The sequence below is a fragment of the Sporosarcina psychrophila genome (genome assembly GCF_001590685.1).
In the GTDB taxonomy this organism is placed as follows: Bacteria; Bacillota; Bacilli; order Bacillales_A; family Planococcaceae; genus Sporosarcina; species Sporosarcina psychrophila.
In genome coordinates, this window is record NZ_CP014616.1 from 3,595,696 (window position 1) to 3,619,107 (window position 23,412).

Genomic DNA, 23,412 nt, shown 5'->3' on the forward strand with positions numbered 1-23,412 from the left:
CTATTGAGCACTTCGATAGAACATGGCAGTTTATAGCTTTTCTACTAATTGTTTTATCAATCCTTCAACATCAATAGCAGAGAGGTGCAATCTAAGTATTTCACGGAAAGAGACTAGACTTTTTTGTAGCTTCTGCTCACCTAGGTTTGTAAGATGCGTATAGGTACCTCTACGGTCATCTGTACAATCATGCTTTTCTAACGCACCGCAGTTCTTCGCTTCCATCTTCCCCACTAATCTGGAAAGTGCACTCTGACTCAATCCAATCATCTCTTGCAATTGCTGTAATCTCAATTTCTTGTCAGGCGCCATGGAAAGATAATAAAGCACGTAGAATTCTTTTAGCGATAGACTGTACTCAGCCTGCAGAACGTTTTCCAATTCTTTCTTCACTTTATTTTGTATTGAGTCTATGGATAACCAGTTATTCATAAAATCATGATTAGTTGTCATATACTATTCCACCTATTCTAAGTCAAATAATTCTGTACTTCAAACTTAATTATAGAGTAACTAAGCGTTATACTCAATCCAAACAATGGCGACAACGACACCAGAAACAGCAGCCTGTGATAAAGTAAGTGCTTCAACAGACGAACAACTTCGCGCGATTCAGTCTGTAACAGATGCGACAGAAATGCTGACAAAGTTAAGTAAGGAATTGAGTCAGGTAGTTAATCAGATTAAGGTTAAGAATTGAAGCACCACTTTAGACAACGTTTCCATATTAATAGTTGATAAAACTTCAAGAGCGCCTAGGATCTATTAATGATCCTAAGCGCTCTTTATATTGATTTTAAAACGATAAATATAGAATGATTATTATCACTTATTGTTTAATTTATCTATCTCTAAACAAATAAGTAATTAGACCGAAGATTACTTTGTGAGTCAATTCAACTAGACAGATAGAGAAAGCGAAGGTGCGCTATGTTCAAATCAATAAAAACAAAAATTATAGTAACAGTGATGGTTCTTTTCCTCATTGGCGTGACGGCAATGACCGCAATTTCCAGTTTGCAAGTACAATATAAAACAGAGAAAAACCTCATCGATCAGAGTGTTGTACTCGTCGACGAGATGGGTGCTTCGATTACGAACTTTTTAGAGCAATATAAAAAAGGCTTAATCCAAATGTCATATTCCAAAGCCTTAACGGATTATACCAATGTCGGCGATGACATTGAAAAAAGCAGTGCTACATTACAGACAGAATTTAAGGAGTTTCAAAATTTATACGATGAAGCTTCGCAAATCTACTTAGCACTTCCATCAAAACACATGACCCTCGTTCCGCATGCTGACCTTGGAAACGATTATGACCCAACCAGCTTTGAGTGGTATCAAGAAGCGGCAAAAAATCCTGATACCGTCTACTGGACGGAACCGCATATCGATCGTGCGACAGGCGAGTATGTCATCAGTGCCATGAAGGCTGTTCTGAAAAACGGAAAACTTATCGGTGTTCTTGGACTGGATATTCAATTGGCTTCGTTGGCCGAATCTATTTCCGAAAGTGATATTGGCTACAATGGCTATCCGGTTCTATTTGATGCCACTGGAACTGCAATGGTTCATCCATCGTTAAGCGGTGAAAATCTGATGAACCTCCCTTATATAGAAGAAATGTTCATAGGAGGTTTAGATGAAGGGGCCATCCATTACACACTCGAAGGCAGCGATAGAGTGAATGTATTCTCATCCATTCCCGATTTCGATTGGAAAATCTCAGCGATTTATCTCAAAAAAGATATTAACGAAATCGCAATCAATCTCAGAAACTCGATGATGGTTGTAGCAATTGCGACACTGCTATTATTCTTCATCGTACTCTACTTCATGATCAGCCGTACAATCAAGCCCCTTGGAATTTTGAAATCTTTGATGGATTCCGTTTCAAAAGGTGACTTGACCGTCCGTTCTGACATTAAGACAAAAGACGAAATCGGCGAACTAGGTGCTAACTTCAATACTATGATTGAAAACATGAATGCTATTATTACTGTCGTTAACGGCTCCGCATCGAATGTCAAAGCAAGCTCCGATAGTTTGAGTGCAGTTGCAGAGGAGACGAATGCATCGGGCGAAGAAGTTGCAAACGCTGTAACTGAGATTGCATATGGCGCTTCAAAATCTGCGGAAGATGCAGAAATCGTGACGGAAAAAGCGTATCTACTTGGCCAACAAATTAACGAAATCACAACGAAAGCCGGCGTCATGTCTGACATTGCAACAAAAGCCGGTGAAATGAATACAAGTGGTCAAGGTCAAATGCAAGAACTGAAACTGTCCTTCAACGACTGGGAAACCAATTTGCAGGCGATGTCCGAAGTTATCGGTACACTTGAAGGTAAAGTGAATGCAATCGGCGGGGTCATGGAAACAATCACCCAAATTTCAGCACAAACGAATCTACTTGCATTAAATGCAAGCATCGAGGCAGCACGGGCAGGCGAACATGGGAAAGGATTCGCAGTTGTCGCGGATGAAGTACGAAAACTTGCAGAGCAATCTGCCCGCTCCACAGAAGAAGTAAAAGTGACAGTCCAGGAACTTCAAACAGAATCCAGACTCGTCTCGAAGCAAATGAACGAAACACGCGAGAACTTCCATCGCCAAGGCACAGTTGTAAACGACACGGAAATCACTTTCGGAGAAATTTCAACATTGATGTCTGATATGCAAGACTCAATCGATGCAGTGTATGAAGAAATTCAGAAAGTCGCAATACACAAAGACGACGTTGCTAAAACAATCCAAACAATGGCAGCAACGTCACAAGAAACAGCTGCCGCCTGTGAAGAAGTAAGTGCTTCGACGGACGAACAACTCAGCGCGAATCAATCCGTAACTGATGCAGCAGAAACGCTGACGGAGTTGAGTGAGGAATTGAGTTTGGCGGTTAATCGGTTTAAGGTGTAAGTATTGGAAAACCACTTAGGATATTTTTTCCTAAGTGGTTTTCATTTTCACTAATTTCCCAGCGGACTTTTATAAATAAGCTCAGAGTTTTATATCCCCGGGTGCATCAATGACATATCCTATTGTCGATTCTAATTGATTGAGCGGATCAAAATTACGTAATTCTTCATAATCAAGACCCGTAATCACTTCAATTTTTGAAATGGGTACTTGATATGTTTTATATTCACCATAAACAAATTCCAAATCCTCAATCAGATTCTTTTGAGTTTGCAAATAAGCGGTTGCAGATAGATTTCCATCTTTCTTCACAATGACAGCTATTTTCCAAAACTCTGCTGGTATCTGAACTCCCCTGTAAATAATGTCATCCATCCGAAAAACGGGTCCAGTAAACACTGTTACTTTAAGATTTAAGTTTTCGGCATTGTGCAAAATATAATTCTCCAGATCCAGCCAGCTTTTTTGATTCAGCTTACTTTCCTGAGGAGCACAATTTGTAAAATGGAACGTATCCTCATTTGCCTTTTTTGCGGAGTCTCCCCAAACAGGATCTAGCCGGCGGACAAGATGCCCCCGATCAAGCGAATTATTTTTATATAATTCAGCGCCGCACTGGTATTCCATTTCGATGCGCGAATCTAGATACCATTTGTCCTTACGACCAATCTTCATTAATTGATTGCCGTCAATATTCACCACCGTATAATAGGCTAAACGGCGAGACTTGCTCATGACAATTGAAAAATGCGTATAATGGAGCACATTGCTTCCGTCTTTTAACTGGGCAATGTCCTGTTCAAGATCAGACGGGAATATCGGATGTGGGACTTCATAATCAACACCAAGAAATTGAGTGTCATACCCTCTCGAAGATTCATACCATGAATCGCTTAACTTCTCGACTTCCATCTCTTCAGGGGTATAATCGGGAACATCCCACCCCTTCACGATGTCATACAATAACAACTTTTGATCATTACTCAAGCTGCTGCCTTGCTCCGCGACAAACTGGACAATACTGCTTATACGAATCCCTTCATTGGCGATAAATTCGGTTCGGTTCTTTGGATCTGGAACGCCTGCATGGTGGAGAGAGATTACGATCCATTCGTCATTATAGACTGGTGAACCGGATGATCCGGGCATGGTATCAGTTGAGTAGTGAATATAATCCTCAAATACATCCATAATCTGATTTTCTCTGATTGCTACAGCTTTGGGGGCGCCCGAAGGATGTTGAATAATTGATACACATTCGCCAACCAACCCTTTTCCCGTTTGCGAGATGAGTGGCAAGAACCCAAAATCACTTACTTTTGTACCATCAGCTGACACTTCCTCTATCGCCACTAATGTAAAATCAAGCTTCTTATCCGTTATAAAGAAACGTTCAGGTGTAAAACGGAAGCTTTTCATCGGCCTTTCATTTAAGTCAAGATCAACTTCATAGTTAAATTGTGCGACACTGAACTGAGCCGTATTGTAATTCTCCAAAACATGATTATTTGTAAGCAATAAGGAAGGTGAGACAAGAAATCCTGTAGCATGTCCGAGAACTCTGCCTAAACGATCACGAATCTCGATTCTACAAACAGGAGTGGCTGCTTGTTGTCCTGCTTCAAGATAAGAAACAGGAAATAAATCATCTCGCCCAATAATACGTTCTATAGCAAGTCCATCACGTGGATCAATAATCGCTTTACGAGTTGCGACTCGCTCAGGCGTATCTACTTCAAAAGGATTTTTAGTTTGCAGTTCACTAGCAATTCGTTCACGTTCACTAGAACGAGCGATGTAACGCTTTAATGCTTGTTGTTGGTGCAAATCTACAAGATCCACATGGAGACTTTGAAACTTATCCAGTCGTTTAATAGACATGTTTACCCTCCCTAAATTAGTAAATCAAGCTATACAAATTGAAGTGAAGATTTATTTTGAATCTGATTCGACTCTCCCTGGTAAGGCGCCTACGCTAAATTTATACATGTATTCACAAGTTCAAATGAACACATTCTAATAGTTGTGATTATTCTAACACTAAGTGCATTTTTTTAAAAGTTACTTTATCAGTGGTTTTCAAGAAATTTTTAAACCAATAATAATCCACTATATTACTTTAGCCATTCGGAACCTGTTTTCATTGCTTTTATCCGGTTCTTAAGAGTGATAAAGGGGATTAATCGATTTAAGGTTTAAGTAATTCAAAAAAACGTATTGGACATTTTTCTGTCCAATACGTTTTTCATTTTTCTATCCTATATGAGCTGGATCTTCATTTCATAATTTGTGTTCTTAACAAGAAAGAAGTAACTGCCCCCCCATCGGCAGACGTGTGGACAATTACTCTTTCTTCTCGGTCAAATGGCATTTTCTATCCAACTATTTACACAGTCGAACGATATGCAATATCGACCATTAGTACATCTCCTATTCTACCATTATAGGACTGAATGTTCAAACACTTCTTTCTTTGTATATCTGGTAAATATATAATAGATTACCAGATGGAGCGCAATAACTCACTCCTACATGCATTTATTGACCTAAATACCTTCATATGTAGACATTGATTAGTGATTAAATATAACTCAATTATTTTTCAGTAGCATGCGTATTTAGGACTTGCTACAACTCAATAGCTAAGAAACATTCACTCATGATATGTAACATGTACTACTAACGGAAAAATCCCTCTTATTATCTCAGCCGCACTAGTGATTATGCGCTAAAGAGAATTCCTCTTTTATAAGGCTTCCGAATCGATTATTTAATCTATTCATTATTGATTAGACTGAATAATCAGTCCGTGATATAATGCACAAGAGGGTAACCTAAAATTATCCTTGGTTTTTAATGGATATTTAATACTCATTTACGGAAGCAAGTTTACTTAGTGTAAAGGTATTACATATAAAGCGGTGATTTTCTTTATGTCGCTCAAATGATATAACTGAAATTTTGGTAGCTATCAAAAAACGCGGTAAATCTTCCCTTCACAAAGTATGAAGGCTAGTCCCCAGAAACTTTCCGTCATTTCTTGTAAAAATTAAGCATATACATACTGACTGTACATATACATAATAGTAGGGCTAATCATATAACTTTTTATCCCTACAGAAATTGCATCTAGATTTCAGTTCATTTACGGAAAATGCATAACCGATTGTTGAGCACTTCCAATTGAAAGGAGGTGAAAACCAATGACAACATACGAAATACTAAGTTTACTCATGACACTATCTGGTGGATGGATTGCTTTTATGTCGGTGTCGTTGTCAGTTATCTTTTTCTTATCAAGAAAGGAGTAATCGCCCCCCATCGGCGGACGTGTGGACAATTACTTCTTTCTTCTCGGCCAAATACTTTTTCTGCCCAACCAGTTACACCATCGTACGATGCGCAACGTCGATCATGATTTTGTCTTACAGTTTACTAGTGTAGGACTGAGTGCTAAAACGCCCAGTCCTTTTTTATTCTATGTCTCATTTTCTATATTATGATGAATTGCCATCGGAAGTGCAATACTTTTCTGCTAGACTCATAGCCTAATCTAGATTTCTTCGTACTTAGTTATTAATCCCAGATTACGGTTACGCATATAGGATCTACTACAACTCACTAAGTACGTTCCGTTTCATTATAGTATGTAGCAAGCACTACTAATAGAAACAAATAGTTTACTATCTTTACTGCCACTGTGACTAAATACTGGTGAAATCTCTTTTTAACTAGATTTCTAATCATACGAGGAGGTATATAGTGGATAATTTTGCACATGTAATCCCATATGAAGTGGTTTTCCAAGTGAATGAGGCCAATGAAATTCCACCGGGTGTGGCATTAATTCAAGCACCCGCAATTTGGAAGGAAACAAAAGGAAAAGGAATCACGGTAGCGATCCTGGATACAGGATGCGATCGTACACACCCCGATTTACAAGAACAGATTATAGGCGGTCGGAACTTTACGGACGATGATGGAAGCAATCCTGATATTTACCTCGATTACAATGGTCATGGTACTCACGTTGCCGGAACGATTGCTGCACAACAGAACGATATAGGCGTAGTTGGAGTAGCTCCTGAAGCGAGTTTGCTGATCGTAAAGGTATTGAATAGAAAAGGCTCAGGGCAATATGGTTGGATTATCAACGGTATTCATTATGCTATTGAACAGAAAGTGGATATTATTTCTATGTCACTAGGCGGACCAACTGATTTGCCTGAACTTCATGAAGCGATTCAAAAAGCCGTAACTAATAATATACTCGTAGTTTGTGCGGCTGGGAACGAAGGTGACGGCGACGATTCAACAGACGAATTCGCCTTCCCAGGCTATTATAACGAAGTCATTAGTGTAGGGGCCATAAATCTTGAACGTCGCCCTTCTGATTTTACCAACTCTCATAATGAAATCGATTTAGTTGCTCCAGGTGAAAAGATCCTCTCTACTTATTTAAACGGGAAATTTGCAACATTAAGTGGAACGTCAATGGCTGCCCCCCATGTTTCCGGAGCGCTTGCCCTCATCAAAGGATTCGTCAACAACAGTTTCGGCCGAGAACTTTCAGAACCAGAGCTCTACGCCCAGCTAATTAAAAGGACCGTTCCACTAGGGTTGTCGCCAAAGCTTGAAGGAAACGGACTCGTTTATTTAACGGTCCTTGAACATTTGACAGGTATATTTGAGAAAGAAAGTAAAGCGTTGGTTTTGAGTGCACAGTGAATTAATAAGTGATGCACTGCATTTTTTCAGGCATCTTTAATCAAAACACGGTCTGGCATTTCCGGGCCGTGTTTTGCTATCCTGATTAGCGTAGAAGATGAAGTATGCCTCGTGATTGTTGGTTGGTTTTGCCGCTATATCTTTCATTTAAAGAATAAACTACATCTTCACCTGAGCATGATCTGTTTGAGGATTGGCACGTCTGACGGATTTTATCATCACATATTAGTTATCCGAATTACGTTTGAACTTGGAAACTCGCACTTGTGCGGTGCACAGCGTACTCATTTTTATACTTCCACAGAAATGAGTTGATCTCCTAGTGAAGTATAGGGTATAGCTGTTTTTCCAGAGAACTGAATTCATTTTTCAATGTATCCAGTTCACCATTCAACCTCTCAATTTCAATTACTGAAAGTGTATGTTCTACAGCGTACTCTGCTATCCTTTTCATTTCATGAAGCTTTACATTCATCTCATCCAAAATACAAACCCGTTCCTTGGTCCATTGAAGCTGTTGTTCAAGGTGTTGCTTCTGTTCTTGTTGGTCTTGATCCATGTTGTTTCCTCCTAGTTAACGACTTCTTAGTATCCTTATAGGGCTAGATGTATGTTGACAGTGGGTGGTTTTACAAATTTCATTTGCACAGCTGATTTATCAGTATCGCGTTCGAGGCTACTACAAAAAAACAAGTTGTGCTTTCACTTCAATAGTTATTACCCGCTTCTTTCGGAAATTTAATTGGCGAATTATTTGTTTCCTTGATTCTCTAGATAACCTTATTCTTTTTTTACTACTTGCGATAAAACACTGGTTTATATCAATATCTTCTCCTCTTCCAGTTGCACCAGCAGCTGATATACTCATTCAGGCGAAAATCGTATAGAGACAGAAACAAGTAAGTTTTGAAATTACACACCGCTTCAAATAACCGTAAAAAGGTGAATTAGATTTAATGGGGTTAATCCTTCTTTAATAAATGAAATGATAGACTTTTGTAGATGTTTCACGTATGAATATGATATAATCGCCCTATAATAAGAAAAGCTGAATGTCTGAGAAACGTCCAGTTAATCACAGTCACACACCGCTTGAGAGCGGTTGACCAAAGGTAACAAATAAGAGTGTGTAAAAAAGAAGTAACCCCCACGATTATCCTCTGGAAAGGTAATGGGCGGTTACTTTTTTTGATTTGTGATAACTATAGCCACTACTATCGCTACACCGGCTGTTAATGCTGCAGCTATGAATATACCGAATTGAAACAGCATATTCATAGCTTCAAAAGTTACCATCATCTATAACACCCCCTTTCTCAAGGGAGTGTCAACCACCCATCTGCTTTATGCAACTGCTGTTCTTAGTTTAACATGGCCGTGGTATGAATACGATGTCTATTCAAGTTACCCGTACCTCTGCGAGTTAAAATGACGAATGATTCCACCAATTGCGTAAAAGTGCAAAGAAGATTGGATTTTGTCCCCACCTCCTCAACTTTTTAGCGGACGACTTTTTGATAAAGACCATTATTTTTAATGTATTCATAGCAGGAGCCTGGCAACAAATACTGCGGTTCTCCCCCCATTGCAAATTCTTGTCGAATATATGTCGAACTTATTTCCATCGCTAATCCTTTATCTAACAATTGGAATCTACCATCATCATGATTACGAAGAATAGGTGATTTCGAAATCGTGCTCAGAATGTCAATCCCGTTTCTAGCCATCACGATAAATTTATTTCGACTAATTAACTCTTCAGCCAAGCGCCATTCTCCTTTACCGATATCCACCAGCAAATCAGCACCCATGATGAAATAAAAATCTGCATCAGGGAACGTTTCTTTGAAATACTCCATTGTGTAATACGTATAGTGATCGCCTGGTAATACTTCTAGTTCGTAATCATCCAAGATGAATTTAGGATTATTGTCAATTGCTAACTTTAGCATTTCCACTCGATGCTTGTTTTGCGTTTGCACTTGTTTATCTAACCGTTTGTTTGATGAAGGTAGAAATATAACATAGTCCAATTTTTTACGATGTGCCACTGTTGAGGCTGTCCACAAATGAACGTTGGTCACCGGGTCGAAAGAAGAACCGTAAACACCTATTTTCATACCTTTTTCAAACATTTTCTCGATGTCTTTCCCAGGATTTAGCTCTTGAAGATGTGCTTTTAGTTTTTCTGTCTTTTGCATCAAAAGTCATTCCTCCAATTTGTAAGTTTTGTATTTCTTCATCAGCTATTTAGCTCCTGTACTTTTTCTTGTTCCTCACGAATATTTCTCATTTTATTATCCCAACATTTCTGACTTAAATCCACAGGATACTGTTCTGGATTCAAGGTACGCTTATATTCATCCCACAGGAGGTTTAAATTGTTTTTAGCATACGCTTGAATTTCCTGTATAGTTGGAGACACATATACAAGCTCTCCCTCTACAAAAATGTCCTGGTGTAATTCGATGGCTTCAAAGTTCGTCACAAATTTCGAGATAAACGTATGAGTTGGGTGAAACATTTTTAATTTTTCTTCCGCTTGCGGATTCTCATCCATCATAGCAATATAATCACCTTCAGCACGATTATTCACCTTATTCACAATACGATATACTCTTTTCAATCCAGGTGTTGTTACTTTCTCTGGATTTCCAGATATTTTAATTGTGTCAACCATCTTCCCGTTATCATCCTCAATCGCCACCAATTTATAAACAGCACCAAGAGCTGGTTGGTCAAATGCGGTAATCACTTTTGTTCCGACACCCCACGCATCAATTTTCGCTCCTTGTGCCTTCAGGTTCATTATGGTTTTTTCATCTAAGTCGTTTGAAGCAACAATTTTCGTTTTTCTAAATCCTGCTTTATCCAACATTTTTCGAGCTTCTTTTGATAAGTAAGCCAAGTCGCCACTGTCTAAACGAATCGCGTTAAAATTAATGCTATCTCCCAGTTCCTTCGCTACTTTAATAGCGATCGGCACACCAGAACGCAACGTATCATAGGTATCCACTAAAAACGTACATTCTTTATGACGGCGAGCATACTTATGAAATGCTTTGTATTCATCTTTATACGCTTGAACCATAGAATGTGCGTGTGTTCCAGACACAGGGATGCCAAACATCTTACCGGCTCTCACATTACTCGTTGCGGAAAACCCTGCGATATATGCCGCTCTTGTTCCCCACACCGCCGCGTCAAACTCATGTGCACGTCTCGTTCCAAACTCCATTACCGTTTGTTCGCCTACCACTTGTTTGATACGTGCTGCTTTCGTCGCAATGAGTGTTTGGTAATTTACAATATTCAAGAGAGCTGTCTCTATCAACTGAGCCTCTGCCAAACTTGCTTCGACTTGGAGAATTGGTTCATTCGCGAAAACCAATTCTCCCTCTTTCATTGCCCGAATCGTTCCATTAAAGCGCACCGTTTGCAAATAGGCTAGGAAGTCTTCTTCATAACCCAATTCTTCACGTAAATAAGAAATGTCACTATCCGTAAAACGGTACTCTTGAATAAATTCAATGATTCGTTCCAATCCTGCAAAAATACCGTAACCCGTTTCAAAAGGCAACTTGCGGAAATAGAGTTCAAACACTGCTCGTTTGTTGTGCATATTATCTTCCCAATACGTTTCTGCCATGTTAATTTGATACAAATCCGTGTGTAGTGCTAGCCCATCATCTTGATATTTTTTAGTCATTTACTTTTCCTCCTCTTTAATAGTCCCGCTTCTTTTATTGTACTAACAGCCGTTTTTTGTTCATTTTCACAACATGAATTCGGTTGATGTCACAATATGAATGCCATAAATCCGTTGAAGTTCTTTACATGCATGTTCTGTTGATTCTTCAAATCCAGGGATGGGACTCATGCAGTCATCCAACAAATAAATCTTTGATGGCAATTCATGCTTGTCACCGTAGTACTCGACGATCTGCCGAACGGATTCCAATACACAGTGAGATTTTGCTTCCCCAGCGATAACAATTTTATCGTAAGCGAGTAAGGAATGAAGAAACGCATAATTTGTTCCGTCTGTTTTAGCATACTCCGGTTTAATGATTCCGTACATTTCGCTTAATGGATCTTGCCCTTTCACAATCTTTTGTACGGTAGACTGCCGTATCATGGAATGAAAGTGAACCATATTCGAAAACTGTTCTTCTAAGGCTGCGCCATGTGTCCCTTGAATGCAATGATAAGGCCATATCAACAATTGTTTTTTCCCTAAACGCTCCAAGTGAATAATGTATGCCAAGCTTTCTTGTTGTTGTTCTACAGCCATCCATTTTCCTTGTTCAACATCTTCTCTTGTGATGACTGTAAATGGAACAGGATGATCTCCCTCTGCATCTACCCACCAACTCGGATGGAATAGCTGATGCAATTCATGTGTATCTAACGACAAGGCAATCGTCGTCACCTTATCTAGGTTTTGATAAAGGAACTTAGTTACCCGTTCAACATCCTTATGGGAATTTGGGACACCTAGTTCTCCGTTTTCCATAAAGTCATTTTGAAAATCAATCCCCATGAACAACACCTTTTCAACATCTTCTCTTGAAAGTGTCATTTTCTCAGCATTCGCAAGGACCATTAATTCATTTAATCCCTTCGTATTCTCACTACCTACTCTTGAAACATCAACGATTTCCTCAAATTTAGTTTTCATCATTTTCAACACACTCCTTTAGTTTAAATTATATTAACAATTTAACATTTGTTAATTGTTATACCAAAAAATAATAGTCACTACCGTTTCTTTGATTTACGATAGATTATGGACACCTGACTGCCTGTAACAGGAGGCATCCATATTTCATTGAATCATAAATTTAGCGCCAAATCGAAGGGGTAATGTCTACATCTACAAATCGGTATAATTTTGATGGTCGTTTCGTAGTGCTTGTCGGTTCTGCTGTTTTAGGAACTTGATTGTTGTCTAACGCTTCTACGATAAAAGGCAGATTTGGTGCTTTCCTAAAGAACGCAGGCTTACTATTCACAACAGGATCATTAATAATCGCAAGCAACACCTGGCGTAAATCTTCCAACTTGAATTCTTCTGTTAAAAAGTTTTTAACCACCGTTGTTTGAAACACATCTTTTCGAACGGCTTCCAAAGCATCTTTAATCACTTGGTAATGGTCAAAAGCCAAATCTAACGTAAAGACTTCATCGATCGTAAATAATTGAACATCGTCTGCGTCATCAGCCGCTTCCCTACTATTAATGTTTTCTTCAGGAACAATTGCGTAATGAGCATTAGATAGTATCCATCCGCGTTTATCTCTACCTAATTTGTCATACACACCATAGTGTTTGATGTGAATGCCGTCTACACCTGTTTCTTCTTTTAGTTCACGCTTAGCCGCTTCGTAAGCTGTTTCTTCTGGATGGATAAACCCTCCTGGTAAAGCCCATTTTCCGCCTTCGATGTTAGGTTCACCTTCTGCATCGAACGCTGCCCGCTTAATCAACATCAAAGCTAATGAGTGATGAGAGGTTGATTCACTTCCAACAGTCAATTCCTCATTTGGGATTAACGTAAATATCGCAATATCACTTGTATAGCCATCTGGCGTTCTGTACTGACTTGAATCATAATTTTGTAGTGCATCTTCTTCAGTTTTAAATTTGGACATCTGATTTCATCTCCTTCGCTTTAACCAACTATCGACGAGCCTTCATTTTTTCCTTAGCGACGCCCATAGTTGTTTATCAGGTAACGATCTATATAGTATGGCTTAAAAACCAAAAATCTTCTTTTCAATTAACAATTACAAAACCGTTAATTTAATTATATATCAGGTAAATAATAAATGCAAGAAAAGTTTTCTTGTATATTAAAAATCAGTATCTGTGCAACAACACTAGCGTTGTGTCATACACAATGACGAATATTTGACGCTTACCATACAAAAATCCCGAATCGGGAAATTTTTTTCAAAGTGTCCGTGATTCAGGGTACAGTTCACTAGTTTCAAAAGATTACCTTCTTTTCTAAGCAATTTCCGTTTCCCAAAATTGTCGAACGAAAATCTTTTTTCACATTGTTGTCCCCTAAACCTCAATTCCCTTCTATATAAAGAATAAAGGGGATATTCTTTATGACAACTTACCTAACGGAATACGCACACTTCACAAACAAACACGATTTAGACGAAGCAACAAGGCAACACGTACTCACGAACTGGAACGACATGAATCAAACCGAGCGGGCTGTTCTTGATATGATCCGCCGCTACTCCGTTAAATACGGCGCTGCACACTTGAAACACGAAACAATCGAAAAGGCCATTAAGAAATCCAATGCAACTGTACGCCGCGCCATTCGCAAATTAGAAAAGCTTGAAATTATCGAACGTATTCACTATATCCGCCCAGTCATGAGCGGTCTAGGCGCTAATATTTACGTCATTAAACCTACTAATGACCAGTCGAAATTGAACACCCCAGAGAGTACTGAAAAGCCTCTTGGCAGTAAGGTGGAACTCGCTAAACCGCAAACCAAAGCTTTTTTTTCTAAAGCGATAAAACCTAAAGACCTTAAAAGAACGTCTCCTCCGGAAATTGTGCCTACTACACTTTTTGGTAAGATGAAATCTCTTCTTTCTTCAACAATCGGAGAAAATAATTTAGCACGCAACTTTTACGGCGTCTACCGGAAACAGTCCCTGCAAATGCTGAAATTTAGTATTCACGAAGACAAAGGAGAACTGTTCGAGCAATTAGCCATGCAAGCCCTTCGTATTGCGGTTCAAACAACGAAACAGAAAAAAGTCCGGAATCTGCCCGGCTATTATTCAGGTGTTTTGCGGGAACTCATCGGTAAGGCATTATTCAGCGAGGCTTTCATGGATTATGATATAGCCGTTGAAGGGTTTTACTATCGTTGAAATTATTGTGTGGGTGCCTGAACTCCAGAAAACAACTAATAGTTCATACAAAGCTGAAATATCAGGCGGTGCAACATGTGCCATCGACGGCGGCAAAATCATCCAAAGAGGAAGTGCAAATTGACCCCCTCTAGAGAAGGCAAAATGCCCTTATTAATAACCAAAGAATATAAGAATATTAAAAAAGAACTTGTTGAGAACGATCTTGACGTTGTGTCTGTCATTGATTATTTAAACAACAAAGCGTGCAAGTAATTTAAAGCGTCTTCGAAGGCGACTGCAAGATTGGTGAAAGGGCGTTTCAGTGAAGGGTACACATTAACGGTTTGCAAAAAGTCATTGACAGGAAGGCTAAGAATTAGCTGAATGATCCACATTGGTAGAAGTATTTAACGCCCTTCCACGAAAACTATTGGGAAGAATCGAGGGTCAGTAACTTGCGAGAAAGCAGTCCGCCAAAGCCGTTCGAATTAGACTTTAGCAATGGGGAGGCGTAACGGATGACGTGTTATGCGCAGATTGAAAAAAGTGTGTAGTGAACCGTACCAGTGAATGTCACAATGAAATTTCGTTTAACTGTGCAAGGAGCTATTCAGCAAACTCGAATCAATAGCATAATAAAAGTAGAATCAGATATTCGAGTGAGAATCTAACCAATCACTTCCCTTTGCTGTCTCTTCCTGTCACAATGCCAAATTCATTAAAATCCAAAACAGAAAGTGGATTGAATTCCTTTGCAGATGAGTGTGTGATGCACAGGCAACCATAACCAAAGGGATCTGTATATTGCTGTTCGAGTCATTTCACTATTATGCAGTACCCTTACATTAATTAAAATGAGGGATTGATTTGAGTAAAGTATTCATAATCAGGGCTAATGGTAAAATCGGTAAAAAATTAGTCGATATCTCAGAATTATTGGTTTGATTCATATTGGTCAATGCCATCGGCGGTGATTTTATAACAATCCTGTTCAGTACCGTATTTTACTAGACTTTTTTCTACTAGATAATCTAATGCTATTCGTAATTCAATGCTCATATATTCGGAGTTATTAAAATGATCTTCATAATAGCTTGAACTACCATGATGTAAAAGGTATAACTGTTCAATTATTAGCTTTCTGAAAGTTTGTCTACCCTCAATGCTTAAATTATTATCTTGCTCATATGTTTCTAGAAGGTGCATCTTCCCTATTGCCATACTATCTTCATAGTAATGATATTCATCAGGGACATTAACAATATTATCAATAACTTTAGAATCTAAAGATGGAACTTTTAAATGGGCTAATAACTCCTTAAATTTATGCCTTTGTTCTATGTTTTTGATTTTCTTGAAGCCTTTATAGGTTTTGTTAGTTATATTTTTCTCGTAAAATTCGTGATAATACATTAAAACATCTCTGCATATCGAATAGTTTATATTATTAATCATTAGGGTGATTCTCCAAATGTGAATTAAACAAAGAAACTTATATGATTCTTTATTAGGTTTGTATAATTTATGATAATCATCCATAATCTCAGAAAAAAGTTTAACTTCTAAAATATCTTGCTTATATCCAAGGTTATCTTCAAATAAAAGAACTTCTTTAAGTTCTTGATATGTTTTAAAAGTTTTTTCTTCTAAGCTTTTTTTATTATCTTCAATAAAATCCATTAACTTATCTTTGTACTCATATGGATTTATTAATAGCACATCCGTTCGAAAAGCGTTCATAGTTTTAAATAAATTGTAAATTTCATGAGTGGCTTCATGATAAAAGGATTCAAACTTTTTCCGCTTTGATTCTTTTTTTGTTTTTCTATTGTTAACTATAATATTAATTGCTTGAGTCACAATTACAGATAAGAGAGCAATATAAACTTTTTGAGCAGATTCGCTAAACAATACTTCGTAGTTCATAAGTTTACTCCTCTTCAATGATATTATAAATTTATTTCATGCACCCTTTAGTAGCATTTCAAAACTTGTCCATGTTTTCGTTATCGGTTTGACATGAAACTTTTTGGGTAGTGCTGCAAGTTCGGGCTTGGCACGCTTTAGGAACTTCCCTGCGGAAATGAGTACGTCATTCATGAATTCCTCTTCTGTCTTTGCGACGACCTCCAATAGCGTAATCCTGTCTACGTTCTAGTTCAGATAGACTTCATGTTCTTCATAAACTTCTGTTCCTTTTGCGATGAAGTGGCTGAAATGATAATTTGCTGCAAGTAATTCATTGATTTTCCCGATAACATCGTCTGAAGATGGTATATTTTTAAAGTCGATTTGCTGTTCCCAAAAACAGGTTTCATAAGGTGTTCCTCCAATATATTTTTTTATAACGTGTCACATTTCCATACCTATTATATCGGATAAATTAGGCAGATTTGAAATGTTTTTAATATAATAAGAATGAATGTTCTAAATTTCGAAAGGAGGTCACTATGATGATGGAGACAAGCGGATTTCATAATTACATCTGTGGTAAGTTGTTGGGGGACGGCTGCATTACGAAGCAGGACGGAAGAAAACCTCGCCTGCAGTTTATGCATCGAACAGAGGACGTTGGATGGGCAGAATACTGCTATGATCACTTGAAAAACTTCATACCTCTATCTCCCCCGACCTATCGGAAAGTGATGGATTTGCGAATCAAAAAGGGCTATTCTGAAAGCTATATCGTGCAATCCCGGACGGATGAAGTGATTACGAATTTGTATAAAAAATGGTATCCTAACGGGAGAAAGGTCCTTCCTTTTGACTTTATTGAAAAGCATTTGGATGAACGAGCATTGGCACGGTGGTACCAGGATCACGGCCATTTAAAGATAGTCAATGGAACTGTTAATAAAATCATCTTATCGACTGATAGTTTTTCTAACGAGGAAAATAAAAAAGGTACCTGTGCGTCAAACTTCAATACAAAATTCACCCAATTGTATACTTATAGAAGTAGTATTGGGTAAGCTAATAAATAACTATTAAAATTTGCATTCTTATATAATCGAATTGAATAGTTAGATTAGTTTTTCGCACAGGTACCTGAAATTTATTTCATTACCTCTATATGTAAAAGAGACCCTAGTAAAACTAGAGTCTCTTTCATGTAGTCTAATATTAACGAAGAAGTTGTAGAACTCCTTGTGGTTGTTGGTTTGCTTGAGCCAACATTGCTTGAGCTGCTTGTAAAAGGATTGAGTTCTTAGTTTGTTCCATCATTTCTTTCGCCATATCAACGTCACGGATACGAGATTCCGCTGCTGTTAGGTTTTCAGAAGATGTGTTCAAGTTGTTGATTGTGTGGTCTAAACGGTTTTGGAATGCACCAAGATTTGACCGTTGAGCAGAAACCTTCTCAATTGCAGCATTTACCTTAGTAATAGCTTCTTGCGCACCTTCTTTAGTTGACAAATTAACATCTTTTATTCCCAAAGCATCTGTACGCATATCTTCTATAGTAACTTTCATTGCTTGAGTTTGGTTAGCACCAATTTGGAAATCCACTCCGCCACCTTGAGTAGCACTGCTTTGTTTAGCTAGACCAAGTAATTGAGATGCTTCACTATTATCGAATTTAATACTGCTTGTCGCTTTATCTGAACCACTTTCAACTACCATTGCTCCATCTTTTACTGATACAGTCACAGATTTAAGTGCTTTATCAGATGCAACTGTTGCATTGTAAGCGGTGATTTTATCGTTAATGTCTTTTGCTAAGTCAGTAGCTAACTGGTCCATACCCTTACCAGTTGTAGTAGCATCATAGTCGTTTTTAGTTCCAACTGTAGTCAATTTAACTTCAATTTCAGTACCATCAACATTTAGCTTAATTGTATCAGCTGCGTCAATTGCATTCACCGATGCCGCACCTGCCGCACTGAATACTCCTTCACTACCTGTTGCACTAACTCCAGTACCAGTAGATAGTGAAACTGCAGTTAAATGCATTAGATTAGTAATAGCGGCCGGCTTATCAACATTAATTGTTGATGTATTCCCAGTTGAACCGGATTGAATTTCAACTTTCCCGCCAGTAAAACCAACAGTTACATCTTTTATGCTAGTTTCATTTGTTTTATTATAATCAGCAATAGCTTTATTAATGTCTTCTTCCATTAATTTGGCTACATCTGTACCACTGGCTGATGCCGCTTTATACTCAGCTACTCGGGCTGCATCAAGTGTAAATTCAATGTTAGCACCGTCAACACTTAGCTTTTCAGTACCTGCTACAAGCGTGTTAAGTACAGTAGCAGTTGGAGTAAAGGTTCCTCCTGCAGCATTTGCTGCCGTTTCTTTACCTAGTTCAGAACTGATAACTGCTGCATTGTCAGCACCCGCTAATTTCTTTTGACCAACAGAACCATCAATTAATTTCTTTGTATTGAATTCTGTAGTATTACCAATACGGTCGATTTCTTCTTTCAACTGACCAATTTCTGTTTGGATAGATTCACGGTCAGCGTCAGTATTAGTGTCATTAGACGACTGAACAGATAGTTCACGCATACGTTGTAGAATGTCATGTGTTTCATTCAAAGCACCTTCAGCAGTTGCAATCATAGAAATACCATCTTGAGCATTCTTGGAAGCTTGGTCTAACCCGCGAATTTGCCCACGCATTTTCTCTGAAATTGCAAGACCAGCTGCATCGTCCCCAGCTTTATTAATACGAAGACCTGAAGCCAATTTTTCCATAGATTTTGATTGGTTAGTTGTAGCTGTGTTCAACTGACGGTGTGTGTTAAGTGCTGCGATGTTGTGATTAATTCTCATTATAATTTCCTCCTTGAATGTATGTTGCTCACGTCCTTGTGAGCACATTTTTTATACCGAGGAGACCGAGCCGGCCGGACCCCGTTTTCCTCGCTACAATACTATTATCGGATTGTCTTTTAGAATGTTTAATAGAAATGTTTATTTTTTCAAAAATGGGTGCCAGTTGCCGCCACAATTCGACGTTCGTGAATTGTGGCGGCAACTGGCACCCTGGCTTCTATTTTTTTTCGTTTTTGAGATAATCCATAAAACCGTCTATTTTGACTGCTTCTGTATTTGACTCTGATACTTCTTGTCTTAATTCACCGCGCAAAATAGTGACGTTTTTGGGTGCGTTAATGGCAATCCGGACTTGGTCGCCTTTTATTTCACTGATGGTAATTTCTATTTGATCGCCAAGCCAGATGGATTCGCCTTTTTTTCGAGATAATACGAGCATTCCGTCACCCCTTGTCTTTCTGCATCTGTGCGTCGATGGCATATCTAATTGGATAGTCCGTTTTTTCCAGAATACATTGTTTTGCTATTCTGGATTTTGTGTTAATGATGACGGGTGCTTTTAAGTTTACAGTGGAGGCATTGAAAGGTTCTTTGACTGTAACGATTGTTAAGATAATTATATCTTCTTCGGATTCTATGTTGAGGGCTTCTACGGTTGATTCGTCTAAGTCGAAAGTATAGTCACTGATGAATAAGTAGGGATTTGCTGTTACAAAACCTACTTCTTTTGAATTTATTGACTGGAGAATCTGATAGACTTCGTTGCCTTCTATAGAGAGTAATATAAAGTTCTTTTCATTTTCGAAGCCTGGTAATCCGTTGTCAAATGTAAGGATTTCGGATTCTAGTGCTTCTACTTCTCCAAGGATTGTGGATTGGATTTTCATAGTTTTCTTCTCCTTTATAGGGTGCCTGGCGCTGCCACAATTCGCTAAAGAACACGAATGGATGTCAGTGTCTGGCACCTGGATATGCTTGGCACCGAGTATGTTAGTTAGACTTTCCAATCAATCTGGATTGATGGTTCTCGAAGCAATTCTGCCGTTACTTTTCCTGGTGTGTATGTATGCATTGGCTTGTTCGCATTACTGTTATTAATCACTTTTTGAGGTTCTACTCGAATATCCACGCTACCGGGTTCAAATGAAACTTTGACACTGCCATAGGATGGGATGAACTTTACATTTAAACTGCTATACGGTTTTCTAAGCGCTCTTTCAGCGAATGACTGAATTGGATTCCCCCCCTTTTCAATCATCATAAGTTCAATTCCGTCTTGTGCACGGCGAGCAATTCCATTAGACGCTTCTGAACGGGCATACTGGGCAACTTCTGCTGTACGGCGGGCAGCACTTATTAAGTCTATGTCTGCTCGTGCTTCCGTCGTATCTATTGATAGCCTCGACTTTGTTGTATTGATTGTCATTTGTGCTTGTGGTTGTTGAATATCTAATGTTGCGCCTGGTTGTTCAATTTCTTGGACTGGTCTTCGGGTAGTCAGACCTAGTTGTGCTTTTGTTGTTGTCACTTGAAGTTGTGGGATATTCACATTGTCACCTTCTAAAGAAAGCGTTTGGAGGTTGTCCAAACGCTTTCTGAGATTTTATATGGATTGTATTGGGTGCTGTTTATCGTAAGAAATCTACAAGTGATGGTTGGATAATACGTGAGCCTACAGAAAGTGCTGCACGATGGATTGATTCTTGTGTTAACATTTCAGTGATCACTTTTTCGTAATCGATGTCTTCGTTTTCGCTCATTTGTTTTTTTGCAGAGGCTTCTTGAGAATCCAAGCGATTCCCCATCATTTCAACTCGGTTTTGGCGAGCACCGATGTCTGCTCGTGTTGTTAGGACCTTGTCCATATTGGCGTCGACTTTTGCAATTGCAGTGCTGAAGTCTGTATCGGGATTAGCGAATTCGCCAAACATGTCATCGATTTCTTTAAATAGATTTAACACATTTGCATTTACATTCAATGTAACGCCGTCAAAAACTTCAATATCGACACTTTTTTCAAATGCGGATGGATTATTTGGGTCTACAGCCGGATATCCACCTGCTTGTTTATCATAAAGAGGAGAAGCGGTTTTCGTACCACTGAAAATATATTTATCTCCGACTTTTGTATTCGCCATGTCTCGAATCTGCTCACGCAACTGATTGAGCTCACTTTGCACCTTTTCTTTATCTAATGGTGTCATTGTTCCAGTGGCGGCACTTGTAACAAGTTCTTTCGCGCGGTGCATAGCTTGTCCGACTTTATCAAGTGCATCGTCTGAGCTATCAAGGTAATTATTGACTTCACCTAGGTTACGTTGGTATTGGGCAACTTTGTCCACTTGTGTCCTATAGGCCATACCTTTCATGGCAACGACTGGATCATCTGATGGACGGTTCACTTTTTTACCTGTATTGAGCTGGTCTTGCAGTTTGCCCATTTTATTGTAGCTCGTGGAAAGATTCCGGAGCATGTTATTGGATAGCATCGATTGTGTTACGCGCATTTAGATGATTGCTCCTTTCTTACATTCCTACTCGGCCCATGCCGTTGATGATTTTGTCGAGGGTTTCGTCGACGACGGTGATCATACGTGCGGATGCGTTGTATGCCTGTTGGAATCTGATCATATCTGTCATTTCTTCATCTAATGAAACGGAACTAATTGAAGCACGTCTGTGTTCGACTGCACCAAGTAGTGTTGCCGAATTGAATGTCATTCGTTCGGCTTGTTGGCCGTCGACACCAAGTTGACCTATTACACCTTGGAAGTAGGTTTGGAGGGTCGATCCTCCCAGTGTTGCGGAGGTGGAAAACTGAACATTCGCAAGATTTTTTGCATTCTTACCATTCCCCTCTTCAGCCCCTGTAGAGTCCGATGCCGCGAGTAAATTAGAATCTTTCATGAGGGCTTCAGATACAAAAATATTACCGGCTGTAAATGGACCAGGACCTTTTGTATCAAAGAAATTACCGCCTTTGACTCCATTGATATCTGTTCCGCTTGTATGAACGATATTCATCTGATCTCCGAAAGCTGCAGCCATTTTATTTAACTCGGCGATCATTTTAGGGTAAAGGCCTTTAGTTGTTTCTGGGATTGGAACTCCATTTGTATCTGTATCTACAGTTCCGTATGAGTTCATCAGTGACTTCACTTTTCCAATATCAAGGAGATTTGAATGTTCCGCATCTACTATCGTTCCATTGGGTTGAGTTATTTTCAAACCTGTAATTGCGTTGTTTTCATTCGTTGAAACGTCGTGAAGAGAAGATGGATTCGTATCCAACTTTGCATGTTCACTACGATTGACAAGTTCCACTTTCGTTCCGTCTTTCAATTTCAATGTCACTGTCACCGAACCTTCAGCAATTGCCGATGCCCGTCCACCCGATTTTTCATAGCTCGTTTCAATCGGGAAGTAGCCGGATAGTTCATCCACAAGTGCATCCCGAGCATCGTACAAGTCATTCGGTAAATAGCCGTTTGGTTCGACTTTTTGTATTTGGTCGTTCAGCTCTGAAATCTGTTTAAGGATGGAGTTGACTTGACCTGCAGATATATCAATTTCTTTTCCTAGGTTTGTCTGGATTTCCGTCAATGATTTGTGCATGTGGTTGAATGAATCGGCAACTGTTTGACCACGCTGTACGACAACCGCACGTGCACCCCCGTTTTCAGGGTTGACGGCAAGGTCCTGCAGCGATTGCCAAAATTCACTGAGTGATTTCTGAAGCCCGTATGCAGAAGGTTCATTCAAGACATCTTCCATTTGAGAAATCGCTTTTGTTTGGGAATCCCAGTAGCCTAGTTTATTGGATTCTTGTCTGTATTGCTGGTCGACAAAACCATCACGAATACGCTGGATAGAGCCCGCTTGGACACCTGTCCCGAGGAATCCGGGCATTGTGCCGGCACTTAGACCCGTGCCCGGGAATCCTGCTGTTGCTTCCATATTGACACGCTGGCGTGAGTAGCCGAGTGTGTTGGCGTTACTGATGTTGTGTCCTGTTGTATAAAGTGCGGATTGCTGCGTGAACAAGCCGCGTTTGCTTGTTTCAAGTCCCATAAATGTAGACATTATT

22 protein-coding genes are annotated in these 23,412 nt (G+C 39.1%); 5 read left to right on the forward strand and 17 right to left on the reverse strand.

Going from position 1 to position 23,412, the window contains the following annotated elements; all coding sequences use genetic code 11:
- Positions 1-30 precede the first annotated feature (30 nt).
- Positions 31-453: a MarR family winged helix-turn-helix transcriptional regulator gene (locus AZE41_RS17175; protein WP_067211991.1), complete on the reverse strand. Its 423-nt coding sequence runs from the start codon at positions 451-453 to the stop codon at positions 31-33.
- A gap of 85 nt (positions 454-538) precedes the next feature.
- Here AZE41_RS17175 and AZE41_RS22865 point away from each other — a divergent pair, with 85 nt between their 5' ends.
- Both AZE41_RS22865 and AZE41_RS17180 read left to right on the forward strand, forming a co-directional pair.
- Entirely contained in the window at positions 539-700 is a 162-nt protein-coding gene (locus tag AZE41_RS22865) for a hypothetical protein (protein ID WP_156476081.1), read from the forward strand.
- Positions 701-930: 230 nt separating this feature from the next.
- Positions 931-2,922, forward strand: a complete 1,992-nt coding sequence (locus tag AZE41_RS17180) for a methyl-accepting chemotaxis protein (protein ID WP_067211993.1) — start codon at positions 931-933, stop codon at positions 2,920-2,922.
- A gap of 81 nt (positions 2,923-3,003) precedes the next feature.
- Here the strand turns inward: AZE41_RS17180 and AZE41_RS17185 are convergent, their stop codons facing one another.
- Positions 3,004-4,803, reverse strand: a complete 1,800-nt coding sequence (locus AZE41_RS17185) for a DNA/RNA non-specific endonuclease (protein WP_067211996.1) — start codon at positions 4,801-4,803, stop codon at positions 3,004-3,006.
- A 1,881-nt stretch (positions 4,804-6,684) separates the two neighbouring features.
- Here AZE41_RS17185 and AZE41_RS17190 point away from each other — a divergent pair.
- Positions 6,685-7,650 (forward strand): S8 family peptidase, encoded by a 966-nt coding sequence (locus AZE41_RS17190; RefSeq protein ID WP_067211998.1) that lies wholly within the window; start codon positions 6,685-6,687, stop codon positions 7,648-7,650.
- 319 nt (positions 7,651-7,969) lie between these two features.
- On the opposite strand, the gene AZE41_RS17195 is transcribed toward AZE41_RS17190, so the two are convergent.
- The 6 genes from AZE41_RS17195 to AZE41_RS17215 form a co-directional block, all read right to left on the reverse strand.
- Complete coding sequence (locus AZE41_RS17195; protein WP_067212000.1) at positions 7,970-8,209, reverse strand: hypothetical protein; 240 nt, start codon at positions 8,207-8,209, stop codon at positions 7,970-7,972.
- A 620-nt stretch (positions 8,210-8,829) separates the two neighbouring features.
- Positions 8,830-8,949, reverse strand: a complete 120-nt coding sequence (locus AZE41_RS23365) for a putative holin-like toxin (RefSeq protein WP_231885704.1) — start codon at positions 8,947-8,949, stop codon at positions 8,830-8,832.
- Positions 8,950-9,149: 200 nt separating this feature from the next.
- Positions 9,150-9,785: a nicotinate (nicotinamide) nucleotide adenylyltransferase gene (nadD, locus tag AZE41_RS17200; RefSeq protein WP_067214038.1), complete on the reverse strand. Its 636-nt coding sequence runs from the start codon at positions 9,783-9,785 to the stop codon at positions 9,150-9,152.
- 107 nt (positions 9,786-9,892) lie between these two features.
- Positions 9,893-11,359 (reverse strand): nicotinate phosphoribosyltransferase, encoded by a 1,467-nt coding sequence (locus AZE41_RS17205; RefSeq protein ID WP_067212003.1) that lies wholly within the window; start codon positions 11,357-11,359, stop codon positions 9,893-9,895.
- Positions 11,360-11,425: 66 nt separating this feature from the next.
- On the reverse strand, positions 11,426-12,334 hold the full coding sequence (locus AZE41_RS17210) for a cysteine hydrolase family protein (RefSeq protein ID WP_231885705.1): 909 nt from the start codon (positions 12,332-12,334) through the stop codon (positions 11,426-11,428).
- A gap of 160 nt (positions 12,335-12,494) precedes the next feature.
- Complete coding sequence (locus AZE41_RS17215) at positions 12,495-13,304, reverse strand: NUDIX domain-containing protein (protein ID WP_067212005.1); 810 nt, start codon at positions 13,302-13,304, stop codon at positions 12,495-12,497.
- A gap of 465 nt (positions 13,305-13,769) precedes the next feature.
- Here AZE41_RS17215 and AZE41_RS17220 point away from each other — a divergent pair, with 465 nt between their 5' ends.
- A complete protein-coding gene (locus AZE41_RS17220; protein ID WP_067212007.1) occupies positions 13,770-14,558 on the forward strand; it encodes a helix-turn-helix domain-containing protein in 789 nt (262 codons plus the stop codon).
- Positions 14,559-15,473: 915 nt separating this feature from the next.
- On the opposite strand, the gene AZE41_RS17225 is transcribed toward AZE41_RS17220, so the two are convergent.
- From AZE41_RS17225 to AZE41_RS22875, 3 genes are read right to left on the reverse strand one after another with little or no spacing between them, the layout of a single operon-like run.
- A complete protein-coding gene (locus AZE41_RS17225) occupies positions 15,474-16,466 on the reverse strand; it encodes a hypothetical protein (protein ID WP_067212010.1) in 993 nt (330 codons plus the stop codon).
- Between the two features lie 36 nt (positions 16,467-16,502).
- Positions 16,503-16,673, reverse strand: a complete 171-nt coding sequence (locus tag AZE41_RS22870) for a hypothetical protein (RefSeq protein WP_156476082.1) — start codon at positions 16,671-16,673, stop codon at positions 16,503-16,505.
- A 26-nt stretch (positions 16,674-16,699) separates the two neighbouring features.
- Complete coding sequence (locus AZE41_RS22875) at positions 16,700-16,858, reverse strand: hypothetical protein (protein ID WP_156476083.1); 159 nt, start codon at positions 16,856-16,858, stop codon at positions 16,700-16,702.
- Between the two features lie 132 nt (positions 16,859-16,990).
- On the opposite strand from AZE41_RS22875, the gene AZE41_RS17230 reads away from it, so the two are divergent.
- Positions 16,991-17,512, forward strand: coding sequence for a hypothetical protein (locus AZE41_RS17230; RefSeq protein WP_082786669.1), 522 nt, complete (start codon positions 16,991-16,993; stop codon positions 17,510-17,512).
- Between the two features lie 151 nt (positions 17,513-17,663).
- Here AZE41_RS17230 and AZE41_RS17235 read toward each other — a convergent pair whose 3' ends face one another.
- From AZE41_RS17235 to flgK, 6 genes are all read right to left on the reverse strand, one after another.
- Positions 17,664-19,322 carry a flagellin N-terminal helical domain-containing protein gene (locus AZE41_RS17235; protein WP_067212015.1) on the reverse strand — a complete coding sequence of 553 codons (1,659 nt, stop codon included), beginning with the start codon at positions 19,320-19,322 and terminating at the stop codon, positions 17,664-17,666.
- A gap of 220 nt (positions 19,323-19,542) precedes the next feature.
- Positions 19,543-19,764: a carbon storage regulator CsrA gene (gene csrA / locus AZE41_RS17240; protein ID WP_067212018.1), complete on the reverse strand. Its 222-nt coding sequence runs from the start codon at positions 19,762-19,764 to the stop codon at positions 19,543-19,545.
- Between the two features lie 4 nt (positions 19,765-19,768).
- The gene (gene fliW, locus AZE41_RS17245) at positions 19,769-20,212 is read right to left on the reverse strand and encodes a flagellar assembly protein FliW (protein WP_067212020.1); all 444 of its coding nucleotides are present in this window, start codon (positions 20,210-20,212) and stop codon (positions 19,769-19,771) included.
- 107 nt (positions 20,213-20,319) lie between these two features.
- Positions 20,320-20,874 carry a DUF6470 family protein gene (locus AZE41_RS17250; protein ID WP_067212022.1) on the reverse strand — a complete coding sequence of 185 codons (555 nt, stop codon included), beginning with the start codon at positions 20,872-20,874 and terminating at the stop codon, positions 20,320-20,322.
- Positions 20,875-20,953: 79 nt separating this feature from the next.
- Entirely contained in the window at positions 20,954-21,832 is an 879-nt protein-coding gene (gene flgL, locus AZE41_RS17255) for a flagellar hook-associated protein FlgL (protein ID WP_067212025.1), read from the reverse strand.
- Between the two features lie 19 nt (positions 21,833-21,851).
- Positions 21,852-23,408 carry a flagellar hook-associated protein FlgK gene (gene flgK / locus AZE41_RS17260; RefSeq protein ID WP_335339508.1) on the reverse strand — a complete coding sequence of 519 codons (1,557 nt, stop codon included), beginning with the start codon at positions 23,406-23,408 and terminating at the stop codon, positions 21,852-21,854.
- Between the last annotated feature and the right edge of the window lie 4 nt (positions 23,409-23,412).